Here is a 2,447-nt window from a genome sequence, read left to right as displayed (position 1 = left end):
GTCTATCTCATGTTAAATGAAGTAGACGTAGAGTACCTACTTTCATCTGAGCTGCCTTGATGTAGCTCAGAGTTAAGCTAGCTCTACCCTAAATGGTGAGGGAAGCAACGATGAGAGCGTGTGCAAGAAAGTAACTGCCCGTTACCCAAAAATAAGCGCCCTTAATTGGGCTGCGATAGAAATTTAGGGCGTACGCCAATGCGGAAAGCAGCAGCACGCAGCAACCAACAAAACCAACAGCATGTGATAGCTGAGGCTCAAGTAACCAGACTTCACCAGAAGCCCAAGCAAGCTGAATGAGTACAATACCCATGATAACCACTGGAAAAACGAGTTTGTCTAAGCGAGGGAGTAATAGGAAGAAAGCAACGATACATGCAGCTAACAGCAGCGCGAACAACCACCAGACCATTTCTCCTGATAGCTGTAACCAAAATGCTTTGCTGTAACAAAGTTGAGCCAACAGGAAACACACAAAATGCAGAAGACGTTTTTGAGTAACAGTATGAAGCACATCTGCGATCGCGGATATAGCTAACCCAGCGACTACCCAATAGGTAAAATCAACGACAACAGATTGAGTTAGAGCAATAATCGCCAATAATACAAAGGTAAAGACCTTATACAATAAAGCCTGACCGATATGCCCATGTTTCGTTCCTGTTATTGCTCCAATACCAGACAAGGAAACCGCCAACCAACTCCACATATCATTTGCCCTATTGCTTTTAATCGTCGCCAGTCTAGGCACACGGATGTTGATGTAAAGCCTCAGCCCTTCAAAATTGGATCTTGATTACGCTTCCACTAAAAAGAGCATCTTTAGATTGAAGTCGTCACAATACCTGCAGCGATAGTGATTATTCCTTTTAAAATAGACTCATTGTTCGGAAAACTCATATAAATTGACGCTAGAGAACCCAAACTTAAATTCCAATCACTTCTATCCTGCCAACGCCACAATATGTCGCTATATATTGCAAATACCACATAACTAAAAGTTCAAAATCAAATACACAAAAATATTAAAAACAAACACTTAAAATCAAAAAACAGACTTACATAGAACTTTCCAACACTATACAAACCTAGACTTACAAAGTGCGTAAATTACCTTTATAAAAACCACTTTGTCAGGTTTCGCTAAGCTTCCTGTCAAAAAACCATCACAAAAATTAAACCTAAAACCTATAAAGCTTAATTAAACAAACCTAGACACCACCAAGCCCTATTAATACAGTTTAACAACCTTTAACAATATAAATTACACAAAATGACCATTACAAAACAACAACTTAAACCAAATGAGAACAAAAATAAATCACAACGAACAAAATAAAAGCTCCCCAAAATACACAGTAAAACATAGCAAAAGTGATAGAAAACCCAATAGTTTTCTATCACTTTTAAAGGCTTCGAAAGTAATTCTTGATCTAAAGCCATAAGTAGTGCTATTCTTTAAAACATAGCGAGAGACAACCAAATTTAGGAGTAGTGTTATGATTTCATCTTCGCAAAGACAAGGACTTGTAATGATCGCGGTAGTTGTAGGTCTAATGACACTACCGATGATGTACTAAGCAAGTTACAGATAAAAAAAGGGACGCCATTAGCGTCCCTTTTTTTGTTCAATTTTTTCATTTCGAAAACAGATGCAGTGTTAACACATCCCAGTTCGCATAATAGAAACCAGCAGCAGCTAAAGTCATTGCCATCATCAGTAAGATTGCAACTCGCCAAATAAAACGACCACTACGTGGAGTCAACTCCTTCTCACAGTCGTTACACATCATGATGAACTTATGCTGGTCTTCCAACTTAGCCTCATGCTCATTGACTACCTTATTACGACACGTTGCGATATAACGCAGCTTACTCACCGTATCGTGCGGTAGCCTTTCTTCACAGCTTGACACAAGCTCATGCAATCCTTCGCCTTCGGCATGATATTGAAGCCTCAATAATTTCTCTATATTACGAGTTCTTGTCACCACTTTTTCAATATCGGTCATATTAGCCCTCCCACTCCACACTATAATTCTAGTCGAGCATTTCCCTATTCTTATACAAAATCACTGTTATTTACGAGAGAAAGAGACAATAAATAACAATGCTTTATCCCAAACTGGCCTCTAAATGTGATGTCTGCCGAAAAATAATCAGCTTGGCTTACAACAGTTCACGAATAACGGCTTGAAACACATATCCCTATTGCTTGAAAGATTAGAATAACCATCACGACTACATGGAGGTTACATGCCTAATTCACTCTTTTTTGCCATCTTTGCACTCGCCGGTCTAGCGGCTTGGGTATTTCTTGGTTTCTATCGAAAGCACTCACAAGGTGAAAATGCGCCAGAAAAGAAAGTGAACGTCACTGTGTTGGACAAACAATCCATCGACCTTCCTGATGCAGAACCTGGCCAAGAAGATCAAGAGTATTGGAT

3 protein-coding genes are annotated in these 2,447 nt (G+C 39.4%); 1 reads left to right on the top strand and 2 read right to left on the bottom strand.

What is annotated here, in order from left to right; translation table 11 throughout:
• Nucleotides 1-88: 88 nt before the first annotated feature.
• Nucleotides 89-709, bottom strand: coding sequence for a lysoplasmalogenase (locus AB4653_RS21810; protein ID WP_009848230.1), 621 nt, complete (start codon nt 707-709; stop codon nt 89-91).
• A 928-nt stretch (nt 710-1,637) separates the two neighbouring features.
• Complete coding sequence (locus AB4653_RS21805; protein WP_009848229.1) at nt 1,638-2,012, bottom strand: hypothetical protein; 375 nt, start codon at nt 2,010-2,012, stop codon at nt 1,638-1,640.
• 244 nt (nt 2,013-2,256) lie between these two features.
• Here AB4653_RS21805 and AB4653_RS21800 point away from each other — a divergent pair.
• Nucleotides 2,257-2,447: DUF2500 family protein (locus tag AB4653_RS21800; protein ID WP_372105339.1), on the top strand; the 191-nt coding region annotated here is incomplete at its 3' end.

It is taken from the genome of Vibrio sp. 10N.222.48.A3 (genome assembly GCF_041475345.1).
Lineage (GTDB): Bacteria > Pseudomonadota > Gammaproteobacteria > Enterobacterales > Vibrionaceae > Vibrio > Vibrio tasmaniensis_A.
This window is presented reverse-complemented; position numbering and strand designations above follow the sequence as displayed.